Source organism: Psychrobacillus sp. NPDC093180, assembly GCF_044754065.1.
GTDB lineage: Bacteria > Bacillota > Bacilli > Bacillales_A > Planococcaceae > Psychrobacillus.
This window is the reverse complement of the sequence record NZ_JBIVOJ010000001.1, coordinates 60,167-85,594: the sequence shown is the minus strand read 5'-3', so window position 1 is coordinate 85,594 and position 25,428 is coordinate 60,167. Positions and strand designations below refer to the sequence as shown.

At 37.0% G+C, this 25,428-nt stretch carries 18 protein-coding genes, 1 pseudogene and 1 other annotated feature; of the genes and pseudogenes, 7 read left to right on the top strand and 12 right to left on the bottom strand.

Annotated elements, in window-relative coordinates; genetic code table 11:
• Nucleotides 1–18 precede the first annotated feature (18 nt).
• Entirely contained in the window at nt 19–1,203 is a 1,185-nt protein-coding gene (megL, locus tag ACIP9W_RS00510; protein ID WP_400785058.1) for a methionine gamma-lyase, read from the bottom strand.
• A gap of 71 nt (nt 1,204–1,274) precedes the next feature.
• Nucleotides 1,275–3,137: a sensor domain-containing diguanylate cyclase gene (locus tag ACIP9W_RS00505; protein WP_400785057.1), complete on the bottom strand. Its 1,863-nt coding sequence runs from the start codon at nt 3,135–3,137 to the stop codon at nt 1,275–1,277.
• 358 nt (nt 3,138–3,495) lie between these two features.
• Between ACIP9W_RS00505 and rpsD the strand changes: the two genes are divergently transcribed.
• Nucleotides 3,496–4,098, top strand: coding sequence for a 30S ribosomal protein S4 (gene rpsD, locus ACIP9W_RS00500; RefSeq protein WP_282241495.1), 603 nt, complete (start codon nt 3,496–3,498; stop codon nt 4,096–4,098).
• A 340-nt stretch (nt 4,099–4,438) separates the two neighbouring features.
• Here the strand turns inward: rpsD and ACIP9W_RS00495 are convergent.
• Together ACIP9W_RS00495 and ACIP9W_RS00490 are read right to left on the bottom strand one after the other, a co-directional pair.
• Nucleotides 4,439–4,918: pseudogene (locus tag ACIP9W_RS00495) on the bottom strand (hypothetical protein); the annotation flags it as partial.
• Between the two features lie 284 nt (nt 4,919–5,202).
• Complete coding sequence (locus tag ACIP9W_RS00490; protein ID WP_142538810.1) at nt 5,203–5,451, bottom strand: DUF3006 family protein; 249 nt, start codon at nt 5,449–5,451, stop codon at nt 5,203–5,205.
• A 222-nt stretch (nt 5,452–5,673) separates the two neighbouring features.
• Between ACIP9W_RS00490 and ACIP9W_RS00485 the strand changes: the two genes are divergently transcribed.
• Nucleotides 5,674–5,838: a hypothetical protein gene (locus tag ACIP9W_RS00485; RefSeq protein WP_282241368.1), complete on the top strand. Its 165-nt coding sequence runs from the start codon at nt 5,674–5,676 to the stop codon at nt 5,836–5,838.
• Nucleotides 5,839–5,937: 99 nt separating this feature from the next.
• Here the strand turns inward: ACIP9W_RS00485 and tyrS are convergent, their stop codons facing one another.
• Nucleotides 5,938–7,203 (bottom strand): tyrosine--tRNA ligase, encoded by a 1,266-nt coding sequence (tyrS, locus tag ACIP9W_RS00480; protein ID WP_400785054.1) that lies wholly within the window; start codon nt 7,201–7,203, stop codon nt 5,938–5,940.
• 49 nt (nt 7,204–7,252) lie between these two features.
• Nucleotides 7,253–7,453: a binding site (T-box leader), on the bottom strand.
• A gap of 100 nt (nt 7,454–7,553) precedes the next feature.
• Between tyrS and ACIP9W_RS00475 the strand changes: the two genes are divergently transcribed.
• Nucleotides 7,554–10,466: a transglycosylase domain-containing protein gene (locus ACIP9W_RS00475; RefSeq protein ID WP_400785052.1), complete on the top strand. Its 2,913-nt coding sequence runs from the start codon at nt 7,554–7,556 to the stop codon at nt 10,464–10,466.
• A gap of 53 nt (nt 10,467–10,519) precedes the next feature.
• Here the strand turns inward: ACIP9W_RS00475 and acsA are convergent, their stop codons facing one another.
• A complete protein-coding gene (gene acsA, locus ACIP9W_RS00470; protein ID WP_400785050.1) occupies nt 10,520–12,241 on the bottom strand; it encodes an acetate--CoA ligase in 1,722 nt (573 codons plus the stop codon).
• A gap of 184 nt (nt 12,242–12,425) precedes the next feature.
• On the opposite strand from acsA, the gene ACIP9W_RS00465 reads away from it, so the two are divergent.
• The 3 genes from ACIP9W_RS00465 to ACIP9W_RS00455 are packed head-to-tail and all read left to right on the top strand — an operon-like array spanning nt 12,426 to nt 14,913.
• Nucleotides 12,426–13,058, top strand: a complete 633-nt coding sequence (locus tag ACIP9W_RS00465; RefSeq protein ID WP_282241364.1) for a GNAT family N-acetyltransferase — start codon at nt 12,426–12,428, stop codon at nt 13,056–13,058.
• Between the two features lie 35 nt (nt 13,059–13,093).
• Entirely contained in the window at nt 13,094–13,741 is a 648-nt protein-coding gene (locus tag ACIP9W_RS00460; protein WP_400785048.1) for an acetoin utilization AcuB family protein, read from the top strand.
• Entirely contained in the window at nt 13,738–14,913 is a 1,176-nt protein-coding gene (locus tag ACIP9W_RS00455) for an acetoin utilization protein AcuC (RefSeq protein WP_400785046.1), read from the top strand. Before ACIP9W_RS00460 ends, ACIP9W_RS00455 begins: the two co-directional genes overlap by 4 nt.
• Nucleotides 14,914–15,184: 271 nt before the next feature.
• Here the strand turns inward: ACIP9W_RS00455 and ccpA are convergent, their stop codons facing one another.
• Nucleotides 15,185–16,183, bottom strand: coding sequence for a catabolite control protein A (gene ccpA / locus ACIP9W_RS00450; RefSeq protein WP_400785044.1), 999 nt, complete (start codon nt 16,181–16,183; stop codon nt 15,185–15,187).
• Nucleotides 16,184–16,312: 129 nt separating this feature from the next.
• Nucleotides 16,313–17,398, bottom strand: coding sequence for a bifunctional 3-deoxy-7-phosphoheptulonate synthase/chorismate mutase (locus ACIP9W_RS00445; protein WP_282241360.1), 1,086 nt, complete (start codon nt 17,396–17,398; stop codon nt 16,313–16,315).
• Between the two features lie 166 nt (nt 17,399–17,564).
• Between ACIP9W_RS00445 and ACIP9W_RS00440 the strand changes: the two genes are divergently transcribed.
• Nucleotides 17,565–19,700, top strand: coding sequence for a cell division protein (locus ACIP9W_RS00440; RefSeq protein ID WP_400785042.1), 2,136 nt, complete (start codon nt 17,565–17,567; stop codon nt 19,698–19,700).
• A gap of 38 nt (nt 19,701–19,738) precedes the next feature.
• Here ACIP9W_RS00440 and ACIP9W_RS00435 read toward each other — a convergent pair whose 3' ends face one another.
• The 4 genes from ACIP9W_RS00435 to ACIP9W_RS00420 form a co-directional block, all read right to left on the bottom strand.
• On the bottom strand, nt 19,739–20,317 hold the full coding sequence (locus ACIP9W_RS00435; protein WP_282241358.1) for a YtxH domain-containing protein: 579 nt from the start codon (nt 20,315–20,317) through the stop codon (nt 19,739–19,741).
• A gap of 14 nt (nt 20,318–20,331) precedes the next feature.
• A complete protein-coding gene (locus ACIP9W_RS00430; RefSeq protein WP_282241357.1) occupies nt 20,332–20,796 on the bottom strand; it encodes a DUF948 domain-containing protein in 465 nt (154 codons plus the stop codon).
• A 146-nt stretch (nt 20,797–20,942) separates the two neighbouring features.
• Complete coding sequence (murC, locus tag ACIP9W_RS00425; RefSeq protein ID WP_282241356.1) at nt 20,943–22,244, bottom strand: UDP-N-acetylmuramate--L-alanine ligase; 1,302 nt, start codon at nt 22,242–22,244, stop codon at nt 20,943–20,945.
• A gap of 136 nt (nt 22,245–22,380) precedes the next feature.
• Nucleotides 22,381–25,362 (bottom strand): DNA translocase FtsK, encoded by a 2,982-nt coding sequence (locus ACIP9W_RS00420; protein WP_400785039.1) that lies wholly within the window; start codon nt 25,360–25,362, stop codon nt 22,381–22,383.
• Between the last annotated feature and the right edge of the window lie 66 nt (nt 25,363–25,428).

Here is a 25,428-nt window from a genome sequence, read left to right as displayed (position 1 = left end):
TCGATGCTCCCTCTGTTTTTAAAGTTTTGCAAATGCTTGCTTTAAATCTTCTATTAGATCAATAAAGTTTTCAAGTCCTACAGAAAGTCGAAGTAAACCGTCTGTAATTCCCATTTCCAGTCTCTCTTTTTCCGGTACAACTGAATGAGTCATTGTTGACGGATGCTGAATTAAGGTCTCGGCATCACCTAAGCTTACAGCGATTTTTATTAGCTGTAATTCATTCATAAGCTTTTGTGCCTCTTTCATACCACCTACAGTAAATGAAATAAGACCACCGCCACCACTCATTTGCTTCTTCGCAATTTCATACTGTGGATTACTTGGATCAAACGGATAATAAATATTTTCTACAGAAGCAACTGTTTTTAAATAAGCAACAAGTTCCTCTGCATTCTTTGTATGCCGATTCATCCGTATATGCATCGTTTTGATGCCTCTAATTAATAACCATGCATCAAATGGTGAAATAATGCCTCCAAAATCTTTTTGAACGGACAACCGGATTTGCTCTATTTCTTCTTTATCACTCCCAACTATGATTCCTGCAATAACATCTCCATGTCCATTAATATATTTGGTCGCGCTGTGCAAGACAAAATCGACTCCGAGTTTTAATGGATTTTGTAAATAAGGAGATGAAAAAGTATTATCAACGACTACACGAATACGATGTTTTTTGGCGATTTTCGTAATTAATTCAATATCCACTATTTCCATTGTTGGATTTATAGGTGTTTCTATATAAATACAAACAGTATTTGGTTTTATCGCGGCCTCAATAGCTTCTTCCGTATTTAATAGCGCTAAATCATGTGAAATGTTATATTTTTCCTTCAATATGTTCAGAAGTCCAAATGTACAGCCGTAAATCCCACGGGTACAAAGAATATGATCACCTGACTTAGTTAAATGTACTAATATCGCACTAACTGCAGCCATCCCCGATCCAAATGCTAATGCACCTTCTCCATATTCCATTGCAGTCATTCGTTCCTCTAATACGCGAACAGTCGGATTTCCTAAACGAGAATAAACTCCTCCTGTCTCTTCTCCGGCAAACCTTCTTGCTCCCTGTTCAGCTGTTTCAAATGCAAATGTAGAAGTTTGATATAAAGGTACTGCTAGGCTGTCCTGATGTTCAGCTGATTGAAAGCCTTTATGAATGTATGCTGTCTCCTTTTGTACTTTTTTATTTTGCATCTATTTACACCCCTTTTGTAAACGCTTACATATAGTTTATACATAATCGACCAAAAAGAAAAGGCATCTCCCTACAAAAGTTGAGATACCTCCATAACACTTAACTGATTTTTCCCTTTGTTTTTTGCTTTATATAAAGCGATATCTGTTTGATGAAAAAGATGGCGATAATCTATATCATCGCGTTGTTTCCAACTCGAAATACCGATCGAAACTGTCACACTCGGATTTGTTTCCAGTGGTATCGTCATCAATAATTGAGAGCAATTTTGGATGCCTTCTTCGAGTGGCATTTGAGCGTAGTATAACGCTAGCTCTTCTCCACCCCATCTCGCACCTATTCCTTTCTCTCCAACTTTTTTCTCTATAATGGATGCAATTTGTTTTAATATTTCATCCCCAATTTGATGACCATACTTATCATTCACTTGTTTAAAATCATCGATATCGATTAACACAAATACTCCACAATCATCTACTTTCATGGAGCTTTCTACATATTTATCTAAATAATTTCGCGCAAAAAGATTCGTCAAATGATCGCGATTGACCATCTCCTGCAACTTATTGCGGAGTGCAGAGTTACTTATGGCAAGTGAAGAATGCTGAATGAGTGATTGCATTAATTTAAAGGCATCAAACGAAAAGTAATAAGGTTCTTTATGCAAAACTATACTAAAACCCGTTATTGTATTTTGCTCTTTTAACGGAACTGCAATGAGAGAACGATATCCATACTTTAACTTTGTTAGTCGGTTAAAGTCAGCTATGAACAGAGGTTCCTTCCCTTTATTAAAATGATTCGCTACATGCTGAATATACAACTGACCTTCATCTGTATGGAAATAATCATTACTCGCACCAAAGATTTTGTATTCATCTTTTTCAATAAAAACAAAGCATATTTGCTCCGGTATGAAAGATTTTATTAATTGGTTTCTTAAGAAAACTAGCATTTCATCTAAAGAAATATTCGTATTCAATGTATGTGAAGTTTCGTTTATCAATTGCAAATCTGAAACTAATTTATGTGACTGTATATATAATTTTGCGTTTTCAAGGGCATTTCCCGTTGTTTCCGCTAGCGAAGTTGCAAATTCTTTTTGTCTAGTAGAGAAAATATAATCTGTTGGGACAGCAAGTTGTAATATTCCATAAATTCCTTGTTTCCCCTTTATCGGCACATTTATTAATCGTACTCCTAAATCTTCTTCTATTTCTGTAGTAATTTCTCCCGAAACATATGCATCTACTGTGGCTGGTCTTTCAGAAGTGTAGTCAAATAGCTTATAAGGAACTGAAGTTTTTCTATCTTGGTCATTCGATAATATTAACGTAGGCTCTATTTGTGGAAATGCATTATTTATAGCGAATAATGTTCCATTTAATATTTCTCCGGAATCTAGCGTGGAGTTAAATGTTTTTGTTACACTAAATAAATGACGAAATTGGTTTTCTTGCTGGACTAATCTAATCGATTGCCTAATGGTTTTCACAAGCTTACTAATCGTGCAAACAAACTCTTTTATATTTTCTGTTTCGGAGAATTCCTTCCATTTCACTGTTGAATCCATTGCGAGCAATCCAATTGGTTTATCCTCGTGATCCCTCAGTAAAATTTTAACTAGTTTATTCATATCATTTTCAGAATCCCATAAAGGATTTTCGGTAAAGTTTTTCTCATCAAAGAATGCTTTTATATCAAGCCATTTAATCGTAGGCATGTTTTTAGTAAAAGCATAATCTTCTCTCAATGGTTTAAATGAATCCACGTCAAAAATTAAATAATGAGCTATCTCAACTCCAAAAAATTCTGACAATATTACTTTTAAGTCATTGAACCATTTTATAGTAGTCCCATTTACAAGTAAATTCTCGTTATAAACATCTAGAATACGACCTTTTAAATGCGTCATTATTGCGTCATTTTTCATGAGTACACCTCTCAGTTTTCTAAGAGCGGATTTGATACTTTTATCACACTTTAATTGTAATTCTATTTGACTATATCCCTTTAGATTTGTCAATTGTTTCTTGTACTTCATAACTGTTCAATCTATTAAAATGAATTTTATTGACTTTCTCCACATAAAACGATACAATCGAATTTGTGTAAAATAAATGCAGCAGTTGTATGGCCTAGATTGCTCATTTTGTTCCTCTTATAGATGGTGTATCCTGTAACCCTCGGCTGCTAGGGCGATGATACATGAAAACAAAATGTCTGCTAGTCTGAATACATCTGGTCTTATTTTACAACAAAATAAAACCAATATAAAGGAGGAGACATATATGTCTCGTTATACAGGTCCATCATGGAAATTATCACGTCGTCTTGGTATCTCACTAAGCGGTACTGGTAAAGAATTAGAAAAACGCCCTTACGCACCAGGACAACACGGTCCAAACCAACGTAAAAAATTAACAGAATACGGTATGCAATTACAAGAAAAACAAAAACTTCGTCACACTTATGGTGTTAACGAACGTCAATTCCGTAATCTTTTTGACAAAGCTGGTAAAATGCAAGGTAAACATGGTGAAAACTTCATGATTCTTCTTGAAACTCGCCTTGATAACGTTGTTTACCGTTTAGGTCTTGCTCGTACTCGTCGTGGAGCTCGTCAATTAGTTAACCACGGTCACGTTATGATCGATGGTAAACGTGTTGATATTCCATCATTCAGCGTAAAACCAGGTCAAGAAATTTCTCTTCGTGAAAAATCTCAAAACCTAGACGTTGTAAACGAATCAATCGAAGTAAACAACTTCGTTCCAGAATACTTAACATTTGACGCTGACAACAAAGTTGGTACTTTCGTTCGCCTTCCAGAGCGTAGCGAATTATCTGCTGAAATTAACGAAGCTCTAATCGTTGAGTTCTACTCTCGTTAATCGAGAAATAGTATTGAAAGCCTTCAAATCCCAGAGATATCTGGGGTTTGGGGCTTTTTTCAATTTTCAATAATGCACAGATATTGGGGCCAATAAAAACTCTGTATAGTTGCGTATGTATAGGAAAAACTTTATTGAGAGGGAATTGATGCGTTCACAACACCCCGTACATAAGATGATAAACACTACTTACACTAAACCATTTTTAGTTATTCCTGGGTAGCATTCTTGAATAGAACCTGTAAGTTATTGTAAATTGTGTTTACCAACATTACGTTCTACTATCTATTTTCGTTGCTCTAAATCCGTTACTTCCTCAATAATACAAGTGAATCTTTATTTAAGTAGGCATCCATACAGCTGTAATTTTGCAAGTTGAAATTGCAAATCTCAAGGTTGTATCCATATTTATTTGCAAAGTACCTAAAACTATACCAAGACCTGTTTGTTCTACATGAAAGTTTTGTGCAACAGAACCATTACTTACTAAAAGATTCACTGTAGAACCGGTTAATGTACCTAGCAATTGTCTAATTGGTCGTTCACGACAATCACAATCGCAGCCAGCACCAACTGGGGGCAACAGGTTAGGTATAGGAACTGACAGAGAAAACCCTACCCCTATTATATCCGAAATATTTACTACAAAAGTTCCTTCGTCACCTACAACTGTAACTAAAAAATCATTTACTCCTGTAATAGTGTATAAAAATAAGCGGGGTTGTTGATTTGGTGCGTCTGCAATAGTAGCGATAAGTACAGTTTGTCCCATCAGTTGCTGTAAGACATACTGGAGAGGAGAAACACAACAATCACAAATACTCAAACAAGGTAAGTCAGGAATTAAAGGAGGAGCGCATTTAGTCTTACTAATCGAGGAACACTTTCCATCCATTTTCACTCTAACTATTTTTCTTTTTTTAGACATTTTTTCACCTCCTCATTTATTATTTTTATAATATATGTTTCTATCAAATGTTAGATTAGATTAAGGCCTAGCTGTACAATTGATTTTTGCTTAGTTTAGGAACTGTATTGCTTTTCACACAAAAAAAGCGCCAATCTAATCGAATAGAAAAACGCTTTCTTTCAAGATACATATGTTTAAACTTTTTTCATTCCTTGAATTAAATCCAATAACCGCTGTCTCGTCTCATTTGCTTCTTCTTTTAGTATTTTAAAATCATACCCTGATTTATCCTCATTCATATGAACTTCTATTAAATCTCCAATTTTTGCATCTATCGTAAACTTATCTTTTAAAATAACTAACTTGTTCGCTTTGTTATTTTTCTCAAATAGAATGACAAAAAAATCGTCGAAGCGATCTAATATGTACTTTTTTGTAGCCATTGCACCCAGCCCCTCGATCCAAATAATTAACCTATAAAATGAAATTACTTACTATTTAAAAATAGTTGAAAGTTTCTCTCCAATTATTATTCTATACTATTTAACGCTTATTTATCATCCTATTTCACATTAAATTTAAAACTTCTTAATAATTTCATGATTATTTCACTAACCAACGTAAATACTAAGAACTGAAATGATTATAGATTGGAGGATTAGCATATGAAAAATCACAACAGCCATACATCGACAAATAAAAAAATGAAAAATACACATGTTAGCCCAAATTTCACTGAACCTGAAAAATTAACAGATCACGAAAAGAAAAAACTTCAAGTAAAAGATGGACAGAACAATCATCATGTAGATGAACGTGGTGGATTCTAACCAATATACTCTTTTGGGTAAAAAGCTACTTCCCTTTATTTATTGGGAAGTAGCTTTCATTTTATCCCGCATTAACGGGCCATAGGATTCCCACTTAATTTATACAAATTTAATCATTTTGTAGTTTTTCTTACCTCTACGAACGATCATAAATTCATCTTCTAAACGATCACTTTCTCCTACCTCATATGTTAAATCGGTAATTTTTTCGCCATTAACGGATATAGCGCCATTCGTTACGTCTTCACGGGCTTGTCTTTTAGAAGGAGACACGCTTGCTTCCACGATGAAATCCACAATATTCTTCGCATCTTTTGACATTTCCACTGACGGCACATCTTTAAATGCATCTTTCATCTCATCCGCCGATAACTCTTTCAAATTTCCGCTGAACAAAGCGCGAGATATACGAACTGCTTGTTCTAAAGCTTCTTCCCCGTGGATTAAGCGAGTCATCTCTTCCGCTAATGTTGTTTGTGCTTTACGTAAATGCGGTTCATTTTCAACAGTTTCAGCTAATGCTTCAATTTCATTACGATCTAAGAACGTAAAGATTTTCATGTATTTAATAACATCGGCATCGGCTGTGTTGATCCAGAATTGGTAAAACTCATATGGAGAAGTCTTTTTCGCATCCAACCATACAGCACCAGATGCTGACTTCCCAAACTTTGTTCCATCTGCTTTTGTTACTAGTGGAATTGTAATTCCGAAAGCTTTTGTTTCTTCCTCATGCGTTTTACGAATTACTTCCAGACCTGTTGTTATATTACCCCATTGGTCAGATCCACCAACTTGCACTTTACAGTTGTACGTATTAAATAGGTGATTGAAGTCAATTCCTTGAATTAGTGTGTATGCAAACTCTGTAAAAGAAAGACCAGAATCTAAACGAGAAGCAATGGAATCTTTCCCTAGCATATAGTTAATATTGATAAGCTTACCAAAATCACGTAAAAACTCGATAACGGACATTGGCCCAATCCAGTCATGATTATTTACCATTTGAGCCCCATTGTCGGTATTAAAATCGAAAATGCGCTCCATTTGAGTTTTAATACCTTTTACGTTTTTATCAATCTGCTCCGTTGTTTGTAATACTCGCTCTTCAGAACGACCAGATGGATCTCCAACCATTCCTGTTGCACCACCAACTAATAAAATTGGACGATGGCCATGTAATTGGAAACGTCTTAATGTTAGTAATGGAACGATATGTCCAATATGCATACTATCTGCAGTTGGATCTACTCCACAGTATAAAGAAATCTTTTCACTATTTAGTAAATCTTTTAATCCATCTGCATCGGTTTGCTGATAAATGAGCCCTCTCCAGGATAAGTCTTCTAGTAAAGCATTTGTCATTTCAATCTCCTCCTTATAAATAAAAAAAGTCCCTGCACGAAATAAATCATGCAGGGACGCTTAGTTAACAAATTAGCGCGGTACCACCCAGCTTGAAGGAATTCACCTTCCGCTTCAATCACGATATCGTTGTGAAAACGTCTAACTCCAAGCCTGTAATTCGCTCTTTGCACACTGACTAGCTTTCACCAACCGCTAGCTCTCTAAACAGTAAATACAACAACTACTTCGGACTCTTCCTAGTTAAATTATATACCTATTTTACCTAATTTAATCCGTATGTCAATATCTATCGTTTACAGATGAGCGATTATGGTATAATAATTCTTGATTTGGGGGTCGAATAATCAATGAAAAAATGGATGGAGAAAATCCACTTTTATACAGAGAAAATGAATGAGTGGCAAACTACTAAATGGGCGAAAGGATTGCGAATTTCTTCTAGTGTTATATGGAACTTGTGCTTAATATTCTTGGTCACATTCCTTGCGCTCGGAGTATTTGCAGCTTCCGTAGGTGCCGGTTATTTTGCTTCTTTAGTGAAAGAAGAACCACTTCGAGCTAAAGAAGATATGAGAGCGGATGTGTTTAATTATGAAGAAACGTCTGAAATATATTTTGCAGAAAATGTCTATTTAGGAAAGCTAAGAACGGATCTTGAACGTACGGAAACGAAGCTTGCTGCCGTTTCTCCATATGTTATTGATGCGGTACTGGCGACAGAAGATGAATACTTTGAAGTACATAATGGAATTGTACCGAAAGCAATTTTCCGTGGTTTGCTTCAAGACGTTACAAATTCGGATACACAAACTGGTGGCTCTACTTTGACGCAACAGTTAATAAAAAACCAGATTCTAACAAACGAAGTGTCGTACGAACGAAAAGCTAAAGAAATCCTCTTGGCTATGCGTTTAGAACATTTCATGACAAAAGAGGAAGTCTTAGAAGCATATTTAAATATCATTCCATATGGACGAAATGCAAACGGAAGAAATATTGCAGGAATTGAAACAGCTGCAAACGGTATCTTCAATGTAAAAGCAAAAGATCTTACATTGCCACAAGCCGCCTATATTGCCGGTATTCCACAAGCTCCATTTGCCTACACACCTTTTAGACAAGGTGGAGAAAAAAAAGAAGGTGAAGCACTACAAGCCGGTATCGAGCGAATGAAGACAGTGCTTTTCCGTATGAAAGAAACAGGTTATATTTCGCAAGCAGAATATGATTCTGCAGTAAATTATGATATTACACAAGATTTTAGAGAGCCCGAAGTGGTAGCTGAAGAGAAATATCCATGGCTAACAGCAGAAGTAGAAAACCGGGTAAAAGAGATTTTAAGAGTCCAATTAGCTAGTGCAGATGGAATTGACCCTGAAAGACTAGCAAAAGAACCTAAATTATTAGAGAAATATAATATAATGGCTGAACGCTCTATTCGAACAGATGGATATCGCATCCATACAACGATTAATAGAGACATGTTTGAAGCGATGTTAAAAGTAAAAGATGAATTCGAATACTATGGACATACGTATACGAAAGAAGTAAAAGATCCAAATACCGGCGAGATCGTTGCAAAAGATTTCCCTGCTCAAGTTGGAAGTATGCTAATTGAAAATAACACTGGGAAAATTCTATCGTTCCTTGGTGGACGCGATTATAATTTAGAACAATATAATCATGCTACACAAGGGGTAAGACCAATTGGGTCAACGATGAAGCCTTTACTTGTATATGCACCTGCAATTGAATATGGAGTGATAGGAGCTGGGAGTCCCGTAGTGGATATTAAACTGGACAACCTAAAAGGGACGACCTGGGCTAAATCACCAGCTAACTACACGATTGCACAAGAAAAAGGGATTATTTCAGCACGTAGTTCACTTATGACTTCCCAAAACTTATCGACGATTCGATTATATGATTTAATTATGGATCGAAAACCAACTGATTTCTTGTTAAAAATGGGATTTGAACATATTGAAGAAAATGAATATGCAAACCATGCGCTTTCTATCGGCGGGATGACAAACGGTGCTACAGTGGAAGAAAATACAAATGCATTTGGTACTTTTGCTAATAATGGTCAATTTATCGACGCCTATATGATCGAAAAGATTGAAAGCGTGGATGGAAAAGTTATTTATCAACATGAAATCGAGCCAGTACAAGTCTTTAGTCCAGCAACCGCTTATATTATTACTGATATGATGCGTGACGTATTATCTGGTGGTACTGCGAAATTAGCAAACTCACGACTTAAATTCCAGTCCGATTTCGCTGCTAAAACAGGAACAACCCAAAATCATAATGACTCATGGCTCGTTGGTTATAATCCAAATATCTCTTTAGGTGTATGGCTTGGTTACGATGATAATACAAAATCTTTATTTTATATGAATAATCGCTATAATCATCCTAGTGTACGAGTCAATATGCTGTGGTCTAATATGATGAATGCTATGTATGATGTGTCACCAGAACTAATCGATGCACCAAACGCTTTCCAAGTTCCTGAAGGTGTGGTTACAAGATCTTTCTGTGGAATTTCTGGACTAGCTCCTTCCGATGCATGTGCACAAGCAGGATTAGTTAAATCCGATTTGTTTAACGCTGCTGCTATGTTACCAACCGCAGCAGATGATAGTCTAATCTCCTCTTCTTATGTGGTGATAAACGGCAATAGGTATCGCGCATTGGATGCTACTCCAAGGGAATTTGTTGTGCAAGGAGGCTATGGTGTAAACCAAGACTTTATCACACGAATGCTTGGAAGATTTGGTGGGAATGCTAGTAAGCTGTTCCCAGAGAATTCTAGTTTTGGTGGAAATGTTGTTTCAGAAGAAGTATTTAATGCAGATGGTAGCCCGCCTTCAGCGGTAAATGCTACGATCTCTGGAAACACCATTACTTGGTCCAAATCAGCGTCTTCAGACGTTGTTGGTTATCGTGTGTACCAAGTGGTGGATGGACAAAGAATGCTAGTGGCAACTAAAGCGGAAGCCGAATCTCCTAATCATACAATTAGCGGTCCTGGTCAATATATTATTGTATCTGTAGACATTACTGGTTTACAATCAGGCGCTTCCAATATTGTATCGCTAGAAGTTCAACAACCTGAGACACCAGTGGAACCAGTCGTGCCTCCAACAGCTCCAGAAAATGGAGAGGTTGACACGCCAGAAGAAGAAATAATTACTCCTCCTGTTGAAGAAGAACCAGCCGAAGAAGTAGATACTACAACTGCAAGAAGATAATAAAATAAAGCCACAACAACCTAAACTTGGTTGCTGTGGCTTTTCGTTATATATTAATCTTCCATCGTAGATAAGTCGCCAGTTGGCAATTTTAACTCCCAAGCTTTTAAAACTCGGCGCATAATTTTACCGCTTCTTGTTTTCGGGAGCTTATCTTTAAATTCAATTTCTCTTGGTGCTGCATGTGCAGCGAGTCCTTTTTTGACAAACTGCTGAATATCCGCAATTAGTTCATCGGAAGGCTCATATCCTTCATTTAATGCAACAAATGCTTTAATAATTTCACCGCGTACAGGGTCCGGTTTACCAATTACGCCTGCCTCTAAAATAGCAGGATGCTCCAGTAGTTTACTCTCTACTTCAAATGGTCCTACACGTTCCCCGGAAGTCATAATAACATCATCTACTCTTCCTTGGAACCAGAAGTATCCTTCGTCATCCATATAAGCAGAATCCCCAGAAAAATACCATTCATCATTCATAAAGCTAGATTCATATTTCTCTTTATTATTCCAAATTTGACGCATCATCGAAGGCCAGCCTTTTTTAATCGCTAAATTGCCCATCGTGAATGGTGGAACAATATTTCCTTGATTGTCAATGATTGCTGCTTCTAATCCAGGAAGTGGTTTCCCCATTGATCCTGGCTTAATCGGCAGGCAACCAAAGTTACAAATCATTTGAGCTCCTGTTTCCGTCATCCACCATGTATCATGTATGCGTAATTGGAACACTTGCATTCCCCATTTTATCACCTCTGGATTCAATGGTTCTCCAACGGATAAAATATGACGTAATGAGGATAAATCATGTTTTTCCACAATAGCATCTCCTGCTCCCATCAGCATCCGGAAAGCAGTTGGTGCACTATACCATACTGTTACTTTGTAATCTTCAATAGCATTATACCAAGCATCTGGTGAAAAACGACCACCAAGAACAAGTGATGTTGCACCATTCAACCAAGGTCCAAATATGCCGTAAGAAGTACCAGTTACCCATCCTGGGTCAGCTGTACACCAATACACATCTTCATCCCTAATATCCATAACCCATTTCATCGATTGATATTGTTGAACCATTGCATAGTGTACATGTAGAATTCCTTTTGGTTTTCCTGTAGAACCTGATGTATAGTGTAGGATTAGCCCATCTTCTTTATCTACCCACTCAATATCAAAAGCATCCGAAGCATTATGTAATGCTTTGTTAAAATCAATAAACTTATCTGTTTCCTCTATGTTATCCCCTACTAAAAATACCGTTTCTAAGTTCGGTAATTTTTCTAAAGGAACTCTTCCTAATAATTCAGGAGTTGTCACAATTGCCTTTGCTTCACTATCCAATAATCGGTCGTATACTGCTCCTTCCATAAATGCTTCAAAAAGTGGTCCAACAATCACACCTTTTTTAACAGCACCTAAAAGAGAAAAATATAATTCTGGAGATCTCGGCATAAAGATGAATAGTCGATCCCCTTTTGTTAAGTTAGAATATTCCTTATAAACATTGGCAGCTTTGTTTGTCCACTTTTTCATATCTGAATACGTATACGATTCTTTTCTATCTGCATCTTGATAATATAGTGCGACTTTGTCTTTCTTGTCAGACTCTGCATGTCTATCAATGGCTTCGTATGCCATATTTACTTTTCCAGTTTCATACCATGAAAAGTTTTTTTCTGCATCTTCCCACTTGAAAGTTCTTTTTGTTTCTTCATAATCCTTTAACTGATAATCCCCTTGTTCGACTGGTAACAATTCAACTACCTTCATCCTATTCACCCTTTCTATAACTATACAAAAACTATACACTTCTATTCTACAATACTTGTTCACAGTTTTGCCAATCTTTTTATTTTTACGAATGTTTGGTTACGTTTCCTATCCATCCATCTACTTTTTGTAGAAATCATGTATAATAGTGTTAAATGCGTTTATTTTTATAGGTGGTGAAATCGTGATACACGAAAAGACGTATAATGCGTTGGAAATAGAAACAAAACATGGTGCTGTCATTGTCGAAGGACCGATTCCTTCAGATGTAATAGCCGATTTAACGTTTCATGAAGATTTAGTAGCCTTTCGGGCGCCTGCCCAGCAGCATAAAGCAATTATTGAAATTGCCAAATTGCCTGAAGGAAGAATTATTATTGTACGAGACCAAGAGACTATCGTTGGTTATTGTACATTTCTTTATCCGGATCCACTGGAAAGATGGTCGCAAGGAAAAATGGAAAACCTGATTGAATTAGGGGCAATTGAAATAATTCCAAAATTTCGCGGAACTGGTATTGGTAAAACACTATTACGCGTTTCAATGATGGATGATGCAATGGAAGATTATATAACTATTACAACGGAATATTACTGGCATTGGGATTTAAAGGGTACTGGTTTAAATGTATGGGAGTACCGTAAAGTGATGGAGAAAATGATGCAAGCTGGCGGCCTTGAATATTTTGCAACGGACGATCCCGAGATCAGTTCGCATCCAGCTAATTGTTTAATGGCTAAAATAGGCAGTCGAGTGAATGACGAATCCATTCAACAATTCGATCAATTACGATTTATGAACCGGTTTATGTATTAGATAAAAATTATATTTTTTCTAAGGGGTGTATGGAAATGCTTGTAGAAGAAATTATGAATACATCGGTACCGACTTTAACACCTACACATACGATTAATGATGCATTATTGCTATTAAAAGCAAAAAGAATCCGTCATATACCAATTATTAACGCAAACAAAGAAATACTAGGAGTAGTAACAGATCGTGATTTAAAGAAAGCAACACCATCTACATTATTAAACAGTAACAACCCCGAAGTGTATGAATTACCGTTAGAAAAAATAATGACAAAAAATCCAATTGTGGGCCATCCATTAGATTTTTTAGAAGAAACAGCTACTATTTTTTATGATAATCGGATAGGCTGTTTACCTATTGTTTCACAAGGAAAATTAGTCGGTATGATTACGGAATCTGACTTATTGTATAAGTTTATTGAACTGACGGGCGCACATCAACCGGGCTCTCAAATTGAAGTTCGCGTTCCAAACAAAACAGGTGTATTGTTTGAAGTTTCGAAAGTTTTTTATGAACAAAAAGTGAATGTATTAAGCGTACTCGTATATCCCGATAAAGCAAATGAAGATTATAAAATTTTAGTGCTTCGTGTAAAAACGATGAATCCACTCAAACTCATCGAAGCGTTACAAGCAGATGACTTTGAAGTACTATGGCCAAATCATCCGGGAAAAATTTTATGAAAAAAAATGCTGTGTTTGTCTTTTCTGAAGACCAGTTAGGCTATAAATTTTCAGAAACGCATCCATTCAATCAAAAACGCCTAACTCTAACAGTCGATCTTTTAAAAGAAATGAATGCTTTATCACCATCGGATATCGTAGTACCTCGCATTGCAACAGATGAAGAATTAAGTTTAGTACATGATCCTGGGTATATTGAAATCGTCAAAAAAGCTAGCCTGGAAAAAAGTGAAACAACCAATTATGAAAGCTATGGTATCGGAACGGAAGATACTCCCATTTTCCCACATATGCACGAAGCGAGCGCAAGTCTTGTTGGGGGTACGCTAACCGCAGTGGATTACGTTATGGAAGGGAAATCTGTGCATGCACTCAACATAGGCGGGGGGCTCCATCATGGATTTAAAGGACGTGCTTCAGGATTTTGTGTATATAATGATAGTTCAGTAGCTATTAAGTATATGCAGCAAAAATACAATGCACGTGTTCTTTATATCGACACGGATGCGCACCATGGGGATGGTGTACAGTGGAGTTTTTATGATGACCCCAATGTATGTACTATTTCCATTCATGAAACTGGCAGATACTTATTCCCTGGCACAGGTAATATTACCGAAAGAGGAACTGGTGAAGGATACGGGACTTCATTTAACTTTCCGATAGATGCTTTTACCGAGGATGACTCCTTTTTGGAAATTTATCGGACAGCACTTCGGGAAATTGTAGATGCATTCAAACCTGATGTTATTTTAAGCCAAAATGGTGCGGATGCGCATTATTTTGATCCATTAACCCATTTATATGGAACGATGAATATTTACCGAGAAATTCCTAAACTTGCCCATGAATTGGCACATCAGTACTGCGAAGGAAGATGGATAGCTGTTGGTGGCGGTGGGTATGATATTTGGCGTGTCGTTCCTCGTGCTTGGTCTCTTCTTTGGATGGAAATGAATGATATAAAAACACCCGAAGGCAACTTACCAAAAGTTTGGCTCGATCGTTGGTCAAAAGAGTCACCAGTTCCATTCATTCCGACTTGGATGGATCCAAATCCATTGTATGAACCAATTCCACGTAAAGCAGAAATAACAGAGAAAAATAAACAAATGCTCGAAAAAGCCCTATACGCACTTCGCAATCAGCAGTCATACAAAAATCACCAGTAACCATTTTGGCTACTGGTGATTTTTTATCCCGCATTAACGGGCAGTAAGACTCCCACTTCAAGATTTAAGAAAAGCGAAAAGATAAGTCGGAGATCAACTGCTGGCATGCGCCCGATGAAATGTATCGCATACTAAGTACGCAACATCGTGTTGCTCCTGCGCAAAGCTCGTCGCAAAATAAAAGAGCGTTTGCAACGTCTACGTGACCTACATCGTGTAGGCCTTAACTAACAATCAGTGGGAGATGCCCCCCACTGATCAAAGTTTCCCTTTATTTGACGGAGTCTCTTTCCTCAATTCGATAAGGAAGTACGACAATTTGTTCGTCGATTTTTTCTTTGTTCATAAATTTCGTTAATAATCGCATAGAAACTGCGCCAATATCGTATAAAGGTAATACGACACTTGTTAACTGTGGTCTAACCATTCGAGCCAGTTTAGAGTTTTCAAAACTGATGACTTCGATGTCATTTGGTACATTTAGTCCACTATCCTGTGCCCCATGGATCAAACCAATTGCAATCTCGTCATTGCCTGCAAAAAATGCGGTTGGAGGATTGGTAAGTTGCCCCAATTCTTCCCATGCAACAAGCCCATCATCGTATGTATTATCTACACCTACGATCAAGTTATCATCAATTTCAATATTTGCCTCTTTTAATGCTTTTTCATAACCAGAACGTTTATATACACGATCTATGGTCGAGTCCATATTTCCAGAGACAAATGCAATACGAGTATGACCATTTTGGATGAGGCGATTTACAGCGTCCACTGCTGCGTCATGATATTCGATATTAACAGAAGGAAACGATTCAGATGTTTCCACGGTGCCTGCTAAAACAATCGGGACGCTCGACCTTTCCATTTCACTAAGCATATCCTTTGTTACTTCGTCACTCATCATCACAATTCCATCCACTTGTTTACTGAACAATGTAGAAAGTAGCTGTACTTCTTTATCAGCCTGCTGGTCAGAGTTCGTTAATATAATATTATAGCGATACATGGTTGCTATATCTTCTATGCCTCGCACTAGTTCTGCGTAAAATACGTTAGAAATATCCGGTATTATTACCCCTACTGTTTTTGTTTTCTTACTAGCCAACCCTCTAGCTACTGCATTCGGTCGATAGTCCAATCGCTCGATAACAGCTAACACTTTTTGACGGGTTGCTGGCTTGACGTTTTGGTTTCCATTAACTACACGTGAAACAGTTGCCATCGACACATTTGCTTCTCTTGCTACATCATAAATGGTTATAGTCAACGCATATCCCTCCTTCACATTTTTTACTATTTATATTATATATAAATAATACTTGATATACCCTATAATTTTCAATCAAATAGTAAAACCGACTCTATAAGAAGAGTCGGTTTTGTGAAATTTTTCTACTTATGCATGCACTTCATGTGTTTTCATGAAGTTTTGTAATGAATTATAGAACTCATCGAATTGCTGTAAATTCATTTGCTGTGCAGCATCTGATAACGCAACTGCTGGATCTGGATGAACTTCAGCCATTACTCCATCTGCTCCAATTGCGATAGCAGCTTTAGCTGCAGGTAAAAGAATATCACGACGTCCTGTTGAATGTGTAACGTCTACAAATACTGGTAAATGTGTCTCTTGTTTTAAGATTGGCACTGCTGAAATATCTAATGTATTACGAGTAGCACGCTCGTATGTGCGGATTCCGCGTTCACATAAAATGATTTGGTCATTTCCTTGTGACATTATATATTCTGCTGCATGAATGAACTCATCTAGTGTAGCTGCAATACCTCGTTTTAATAACACCGGCTTATCAATAGAACCTACTGCTTTTAATAATTCGAAGTTTTGCATATTACGAGCACCGACTTGCACTACATCTACATAGTCAAGCGCTTCATCTAAATGGCTAGGTGTGACAATTTCAGACACGACTGCTAGGCCATATTCTTGTGAAATTTGTTTTAAAATTTTAAGGCCATCTAATCCTAGACCTTGGAAATCGTAAGGTGATGTACGTGGTTTATACGCTCCCCCACGAATTAGCTTTAAACCTTTTGCTTGGATTGCAGCTGCTACTTCTGCTACTTGTGTATATGACTCTACTGCACATGGACCAAACACGAAAGAAGGTGCTCCGGTACCAATTTTCTCACCGTTTATTTCCACGACTGTGTCAGCAGATTTCTTTTTACGAGATACTAATAATGCTTTCTTTTGATCATCCACTTGTAATTCCAAAGCAGTTTTGAATATTTCTTTAAAAATATGCTCAACCGTTGATTGTGGTAGTGGACCAGCATTATTTTCTTTTAAGTGATCTAACATATGTCTTTCACGAAGAGGATCATATCTGTTCACACCTTGCTTTTCTTTCACTCTTCCTATCTCTTTTACAACACCGGCTCTTTCATTGATTAACTGTAGAATTTCTACGTTAATCTCATCTACACGACTGCGTAGAGCTTCTAAATCCATATGACTCATAGATATTTCTCCTCTCTTCTTTCCACCGACACTTTATATCGACTGAAAATTATGATACATTTTTAAGTATAACTCATATTATAATCAATGTTTGTGAAAATGTCACGCATTTTTATTTTAGCGATTCAACTCGCTAAAGTATTTGCCTGAAAAAGGACGTGGGAAATTGGCATCTAAGTTATTTGCATTAGATATAGGAACAAGATCTGTAGTTGGAATTATATTAGAAGAGCGCAATGAGACCTTTCATGTTGTCGATATATTGGTCGAGGAACATAAAGAACGTGCAATGGTCGACGGGCAAATACATAATGTACTGAAAGTGGCAGAAGTAATCCAATCGATAAAAAAGCAACTGGAGGAAAAACATGGTCCACTTGAGAAAGTAAGCGTTGCGGCAGCTGGACGAGCGTTAAAAACTGAACAAGCAGAAGTTAAACTGGATATAAAAAATAGACCAATCTTTTCAGAGGATGATATAAGCCGACTAGAGCTTTCAGCGGTTCAACAGGCACAGAATAATATTGTACAAAACGACACTGAAACGGAATCGAGCCATTACTACTGTGTTGGATATAGTGTTTTATACTACCGATTAGATGGTGAGGAAATCGGTAGTTTAGTAGACCAACAAGGTCGTGAAGCATCTATAGAAGTAATCGCAACCTTTTTGCCACGAGTAGTTGTCGAATCATTACTTTCTGCATTAAAGAGAGCTAATTTGGAAATGGAAGCTTTAACATTGGAACCTATTGCAGCGATTAATGTACTTATACCTCCAACTATGCGGAGGCTTAATGTTGCACTTGTAGACATTGGTGCTGGAACTTCCGATATTGCAATTACAGACTTCGGTACAGTTGTTGCATATGGCATGGTGCCCAATGCAGGGGATGAAATTACAGAAGCATTAAGTGACCATTACTTACTCGATTTTCCACTTGCAGAAGATGCAAAAAGAGCGATTAATACGAATGATTTTATACCGATACAAGATATTTTGGGATTCAAGCAAAACATTCCAAAAGAAGAAATGATAGCAGCGATTAGACCGGCAATATTAGAATTAGCCACATCTATTTCAAGTGAAATTCTTCGGTTAAATAATAACCGATCAACAAAAGCTGTAATGCTAGTGGGTGGAGGAAGCTTAACCCCTTCCCTTACAACAATTTTAGCTGAAAAACTAAATTTACCTGCAAATCGTGTGGCAGTCCGAGGAATTGATGCTATTCAAAATTTAACAAAAGAAGCACATATTCCTGTATCTCCTGAACTGGTTACACCGATCGGAATTGCGATTGCAGCAAAACGTGCACCAATACAATATATGTCGGTAAAAGTTAATAACCAAGTCGTTCGCCTATTTGAGCTAAAAGAAATGACTGTAGGGGATGCACTGCTTGCAGCGAATATCCCTACGCGACAATTATATGGCAAACCCGGAGCAGCACTTTCAGTGGAAGTGAATGGGCAAACGATACATATTCCAGGTGAACATGGGAAACCAGCTGTAATTATGTTAAATGGCATGAAAACTAATACAAAAGCAGTGATAAAAAATAAAGATATTATTGAAATATTAGATGGTGAGAACGGAAAAGAGGGTTCCGCTTCTGTCCGTGATTTAATCGATAACGCTTCTGTCAAAACAATCTATTTTCAAGGTGTTGTACATACAGTTGAACCTACTGTAAAAGTTAATGGAAAAACAATTTCTATTGACACGGCATTAAAAGAAAGAGACAAAATAACAGTCGATACGCCACAAACAGTGGAACAAGTTTTACAAGCTCTTAAAAAAGAACATTATGTAGCACAGTTGACTCCTTATTCGGTTACCATTAACGATAAGAATCAATATATACCGGATCTGTCATCGAAATTATTATTAAACGGAAACATAGTAAAACTTTCGTATCCTGTTCAAGACAATGATGTTCTAGAGGTAAGCGCAACGAACTATCCTACCTTGCAACAACTCGCTGATCAATTGGAAAAGAAATTGACGGAACATTTAATAGTTACTTTCCAAGGAGAAGCAGTCGAGCTAACGAGAGAAAGTGCGGTTGTAACAATTGGGGAGAAGAGAATCTCGCCTACGGATAATATTCCAAGTGGAGCAAGCCTTCAATGGAAGCAGGAAAACCATTCTCCTTGGATTTTCCAGGATGTATTCCGTTTTACGAATTGGAATATGCCAGAAGGTGCTAGTTCATTTCAAATTATTCGAAATGGAAGCCCCTCTCGATTTGATGAAGAAATTTTTGGTGGGGATGTATTAGAAATAATCCTTAAATAATAAAACACGAAACGAGCATATACTCGTTTCGTGTTTTATTATTTATTCGAGTTATTAGTACCTGTAACCGCTTCTTTTAGCGCTTCTGCTACTGCAGTAGTATCTTCTTGTTCTGCCGTTACCTCGTCTGTTGTATTTGAGATGGTCTCCATATAATCCATAGGCTCTTCCCCTTCATATGAAGCGGTACCATCGTCTAAAGGAGATGTTGGTTGCCCTTTAATCGACTTCACTTTATCTACTAATTGACCTGATTGCTCTTGTAATTGCTTCGAGATTTGTGACGTTTTCTCTTTAGCAGTTGAAGAAAAATCTAACGTTTTTTCTTTTAATTGTCCTGCTTGCGTAGAAAGATTGCCACGAAGCTCTGATCCTGATTTAGGAGCTAATAACAATGCCGTCGCAGCGCCGATAATACCACCGATGAATACCCCAATGATAAAATCTTTTCCATTTACTTCTTCTTCACGATAAACATTATCTCTCGTTTCGTTGTAGTAAGGGACTGCTGGATAATTTGGAGTTGCTTGTCTATCATACGATGCCTGATTTGCGTAATATTCATGATTATAAGTTGCTTCATTATAATTTGGTTTTTTTGTTTCGTGATTGCTCATATAAATTCCTCCAATTATAAATTTGTTTTTTTATTTTGTTCATAAGCATGATAACCAGCTTGCTCTAACTCTTTTCTTTCTTTCCATTTATCTCGTATTCCTAATACAACGTTACTCCACTGGACAACTTGCGCTATTTTCTCTTCGTTCTTTGCTACCTCGGATGTAACAGAAGACGTTAGGCGCTGTATAGAATGGTTAAAACCACTTACAGAAGTACCTACATTTTTTACAGCATCCACAACTGTATTTAGTTTTTCAGACTTTTCCTGGATATCTTCCGCTAATCCGTTTGTTTTATGAAGAAGTTCCGCTGTTTCCTTTGTAACATTTTGTAGATTTGTATCAAGTCCATCTAATGTGTCCGCAACATTATTTAAAGTCTTTTTAACTGAAAACAATGTAACAGCTAGACTTATACAAAGCACTAAAAATGCAACTGCAGCTATAATAGCAGCTATGTATAAAAGATTTTCCATTTTGTCTTCTCCCCTTTTTTCATTGACCTATAACATTTTTACCCTAAAAGAATAAAATTAAACTTCTTTCTCTATATTACTATACTACGTTTCTTTCAAATATCCTTTAAAAAAATGCTTAATCACTAAAGGATTAAGCATTTTTTTCAGCTATTTAGTTTTTCTTCGAACGCTTGCTGATATTTTTGTACATCCCCAGCTCCCATGAAAAGATAAACTGCATCTTCATAGACAAGTAATTGTTCTACCGTCTCTTCATGTAAAATATGACTGTTTTCGATTAAATCGGCAAGTGTTTGTACGGACAATTCCCCAGCATTTTCCCTAGCAGAACCGAAAATATCACATAAATAGACTTGATCGGCTAAACTTAGACTCTCGCTAAATTCATGCAAAAACTTTTTCGTTCTTGTAAATGTATGTGGTTGAAATATCGCAACAATTTTTCGTTTTGGATATTTTTGCTGTGCTGATTGAATCGTTGCTTTAATTTCTGTTGGATGATGCGCATAATCATCAATAATAATACGGTCCCCGATAATTGTCTCGGTAAAGCGTCTTTTCACACCTTCAAACGTTTCTAATCCTCTTTGGATAGTATCCGCTGGAACTTCTTCATAATGGCATAGAGAGATAACTGCAAGTGAATTTAATACAGCATGGTCTCCGAACAATGGAATCGTAAAACGCTCATAGAACTCATTTCGTACAAATACATCAAAAGAGGTTCCTTCTGTTGTTTTTTCGATATTTCGGGCTGCAAAATCATTATGCTCTCCAAAACCATAATAGACAACTGGTACCGGTGCTTTAATCTTTTGTAAATAGACATCGTCGCCGCAAGCAATAATTCCTTTTTTCACCTGCATTGCCATCGATTGAAATGCGTTAAATACATCCTCAATATCTTGGAAATAATCTGGATGATCGAAGTCAATATTGGTCATGATCGCATAATCCGGGCTGTAGGCTAGAAAATGTCTACGATATTCACATGCCTCAAATACAAAGTTGGCTGCATCCTTTTCTCCTTTACCAGTGCCATCACCGATTAAAAAAGAAGTAGGTGCATACCCACTTAATACATGAGAAAGCAATCCAGTTGTAGACGTTTTGCCATGTGCACCTGTTACGGCAATGGAAGTAAATCGGCTCATATAGTCACCTAAAAAGTTATGATAACGGATGACTTCCAAACCTAGTTCCTTTGCTTTTATAAGCTCGGGATGACTATCAGGAAAAGCATTTCCTGCAATAATTGTCATGCCCTCATCAATGTTTGCTTCATCAAACAACAACACATTTATATTTCTTTCATGTAAAGGCTTTTCTGTAAAGAAATATTTTTCAATATCAGAGCCTTGTACCTCATTTCCTACATCATGTAATATTTGTGCCAAAGGGCTCATTCCAGAGCCCTTGATACCTGTAAAATGATACTTTGTCATACGTTGTAAACCTCCTGGGGCTATCCCCGCTTAAATACACCACTAGTTAATCCAGTTTTAATTTCATCTATCATTTATCTGCGTAGACGTACTCCCCATTATATCATTTTTTCATCCATACATTTAATAAACAATATTAACTAAATATTTGATCTAAACTATCATTAGTAAGTAACACATCTCTTGCTTTACTACCTTTTTGCTCCGAAATATAACCACACTCGTACATGGCATCTATTAGCCTTGCAGCACGGTTATATCCAATATGGAATTTACGCTGTAACAAAGAAGTCGAAGCAGATCCTTGCTCTACGATAAAGCGGCATGCTTCTTCAAATAAATCATCTTGCTCAGAAGTTTCTGCTCTTTGCAACAATTCCTCTTGTTCAAATATATAGTCAGGAGTCCCTTGACTTCTCGCATATTCGATAACCGCTTCGATTTCATCGTCAGTTACGTAAGTACCTTGTATGCGAACAGGACTGGACATGCCATTTCCTTGATACAGCATATCTCCTTTACCTAATAGGCGTTCTGCTCCTTGTTGATCTAAAATCGTACGTGAATCAATTTGGGAAGAAACAGAAAAAGCAATACGTGTAGGAATATTGGCTTTGATAAGTCCTGTAATAACATCTACAGATGGACGCTGAGTAGCTAAAGCTAAATGAATACCACATGCTCTCGCTTTTTGTGCAATACGACAAATAGCATCTTCCACTTCTGCAGGAGCCATCATCATTAAGTCAGCAAGCTCATCAATCACAATCACAATGTACGGAAGTTTTTGAGCAAATTTTCTTTTATCCGTTGCAAGCGTGTTATATCTGCTAATATCACGCACTCCAATATGCGCAAACAGTTGATAGCGACGCTCCATTTCCTCAACAGCCCATTTAAGTGCTGCTGTTGCAGCTTTTACATCTGTAATAACAGGACTTATCAAATGCGGAATGTGATTAAAAGGAGCAAGCTCTACCATTTTAGGATCGATTAATAGTAATTTTACTTCTTCAGGTGTTGCTTTATACAACAAACTAACAAGTAAAGAGTTAATAAATACAGATTTCCCCGATCCTGTTGCTCCTGCAATTAAACCGTGCGGCATTTTCCGTAAATCCAGTGTCACGGGTTTTCCAGTAAGATCGAGTCCAAGCGCTGCTTCAAGTGGTGAATCCGACTGTATAAAAACATCCGTATTAAGCACTTCGGAAATGCGAACGGCCCGAGACGTCCGGTTAGGTATTTCAATACCAATCGACCTTTTCCCCGGAATTGGTGCTTGAATACGGATATCCTTTGCAGCAAGGGCTAGTTTTAAATCATCAGCTAAGTTACGGATTTTACTTACCTTTGTCCCGTGCCCTACAGTCAGTTCAAATTGTGTGACAGCCGGGCCTTGAACCATTTGTACAATTTCCCCGGTTACTTGAAAATGAGATAATGCTTCTACTAACGTATATGCCTGTTCTTCCATCCATTCTTTGTCCTCATCCTTCATTTCTGGAGGGAGCAAATAACTGAATGATGGTCTTGTATAATTAGATAGAACGATTTCCTGCTCCACTTGCGCTTCATTTTCATTTGGAGAGGTTTCAGGTACATCGATTTTCTCTGTAGGCTTTTGCTGTATATTATTTATATTTAGTCTATTCATCTTTTGCTTATCTGATTTCAACATTAGGACATTAAACGGTCGAATATTTTCTTTTTGATCTTCCGGTTTCTCTTCCTCTACTTGCTCCAACATCTCTAATGGTTGTTCTTCCGCTATTGTCGCCGCAGTTTCTTCGGAAGCAATTTCTTTTGGAGCTATAGTAATTGGAGCTTCTACTATGATTGGCTCTTCTGCTTGTTCCTCTTTTTTAATTATCGCCTTTTCCATATGTTGTTTATCTGATTTCAGCATCAATACATTAAAAGGACGAATGTTTTCTTTTCGAACTTCTGGTTTTATTTCCGGTTTATCTACTAGTAGTGCCGATTTTTCTTCTTGTACCTCTCGTTTTTCTTCTGATTCTTCTAATTTTACTTCCTGTACTACAGGTGTTACTTCTAGTAATTCCAGTTTTTCTTCCTGTACTTCTGGTTTTTCTTCTAGTAATTCCAGTTTTTCTTCCTGTACTTCTGGTTTTTCTTCTAGTAACTCCAGTTTCTCTTCTTGTACTTCCGGTTTCTCTTCCGGTATTTCTAGTTTAACTTCTTGTACTTCTGGTTTTTCTTCCGGTACTTCCGGTTTAACTTCCTGTACTGTTGGTTTTTCTTCTAGTAACTCCGGTTTCTCTTCTTGTACTTCTAGTATTTCTTCTAATACTTCCGTGTTTTCTTCTAGTACTTCTGATTTTACTTCCAATGCTTCTTGTTCTAATGGAAGTACAGCATCCTCTATCTTTCTAAACGTTGATACCGATTCTTCTTTTTCCAGTTGTTGCGGAATGCTAGTTAGAGGTGTTTCCTCTATCGTTACTTTTGTTATTTTCGCTTCTGGTTCCACTTTGTTTTCAATAGGTAGTTGCTTTTCTCTATTTTTGGAAAATCCATAAATTGGTGACGGTACCTCAGTTGGCGTAAATGCTCTTTTTTTACTTACTGACGTAATAATATCATCCGTTGTATTTTTAACTACTTGTTGTTCTACTTTTTGTATTTTTCGCTGTTGCCATGTTTCTTGAATAGTACGGATTGGTGCATTGTCTACTACTGATTTGTTATTAGGATTTGAAGTTCCTCTACTTTTTTTTGAATACCCATATACAGGGGAAGGTACTTCTGATGGTGTAAATCCTCTTTTTTTCCTTATAATTGCGGGCGTATCATCCACTATAGTCTTGTCGGAACGGTGTATAATGGTCGGTTGTTTCCTTTGTTGCCATTTCTCTTGCGTGTACAACGGCTTATATAGTTGTTCTTCTGGTAATGGTTTTTCTATAAAAGGCTCTTGCATCGTGTTTTCTTCGATTTGTGGCTCATATACCGTTTCATTTTTTTCATCATCAGATATTAACGGAAAGCGGAATGGTGTTCTTGATCGTGTAGTCGAAACCGTTTTCTCTACTACTTCGATTTCTTCTCTATTTTCTTCTTCATTAAGTCCAAATAGTTTTTTAAACCAATTCAATTTCATCACTCTTTCTAATAGATACATTCTATTTTACCAATAAAAACGATATACGTCCCCTTATAT

What these genes read in the sequence shown, in the direction of transcription:
- ACIP9W_RS00455 (WP_400785046.1), top strand. Translation starts at nt 13,738, where the DNA reads ATGAAAAAAAATGCTGTGTTTGTCTTTTCTGAAGACCAGTTAGGCTAT.
- ACIP9W_RS00490 (WP_142538810.1), bottom strand. Translation starts at nt 5,451, where the DNA reads ATGGCTACAAAAAAGTACATATTAGATCGCTTCGACGATTTTTTTGTC.
- acsA (WP_400785050.1), bottom strand. Translation starts at nt 12,241, where the DNA reads ATGAAGGTAGTTGAATTGTTACCAGTCGAACAAGGGGATTATCAGTTA.
- murC (WP_282241356.1), bottom strand. Translation starts at nt 22,244, where the DNA reads ATGACAAAGTATCATTTTACAGGTATCAAGGGCTCTGGAATGAGCCCT.
- ACIP9W_RS00505 (WP_400785057.1), bottom strand. Translation starts at nt 3,137, where the DNA reads ATGAAAAATGACGCAATAATGACGCATTTAAAAGGTCGTATTCTAGAT.
- ACIP9W_RS00485 (WP_282241368.1), top strand. Translation starts at nt 5,674, where the DNA reads ATGAAAAATCACAACAGCCATACATCGACAAATAAAAAAATGAAAAAT.
- megL (WP_400785058.1), bottom strand. Translation starts at nt 1,203, where the DNA reads ATGCAAAATAAAAAAGTACAAAAGGAGACAGCATACATTCATAAAGGC.
- ACIP9W_RS00460 (WP_400785048.1), top strand. Translation starts at nt 13,094, where the DNA reads ATGCTTGTAGAAGAAATTATGAATACATCGGTACCGACTTTAACACCT.
- ACIP9W_RS00445 (WP_282241360.1), bottom strand. Translation starts at nt 17,398, where the DNA reads ATGAGTCATATGGATTTAGAAGCTCTACGCAGTCGTGTAGATGAGATT.
- ACIP9W_RS00430 (WP_282241357.1), bottom strand. Translation starts at nt 20,796, where the DNA reads ATGGAAAATCTTTTATACATAGCTGCTATTATAGCTGCAGTTGCATTT.
- rpsD (WP_282241495.1), top strand. Translation starts at nt 3,496, where the DNA reads ATGTCTCGTTATACAGGTCCATCATGGAAATTATCACGTCGTCTTGGT.
- ACIP9W_RS00475 (WP_400785052.1), top strand. Translation starts at nt 7,554, where the DNA reads ATGAAAAAATGGATGGAGAAAATCCACTTTTATACAGAGAAAATGAAT.
- tyrS (WP_400785054.1), bottom strand. Translation starts at nt 7,203, where the DNA reads ATGACAAATGCTTTACTAGAAGACTTATCCTGGAGAGGGCTCATTTAT.
- ACIP9W_RS00435 (WP_282241358.1), bottom strand. Translation starts at nt 20,317, where the DNA reads ATGAGCAATCACGAAACAAAAAAACCAAATTATAATGAAGCAACTTAT.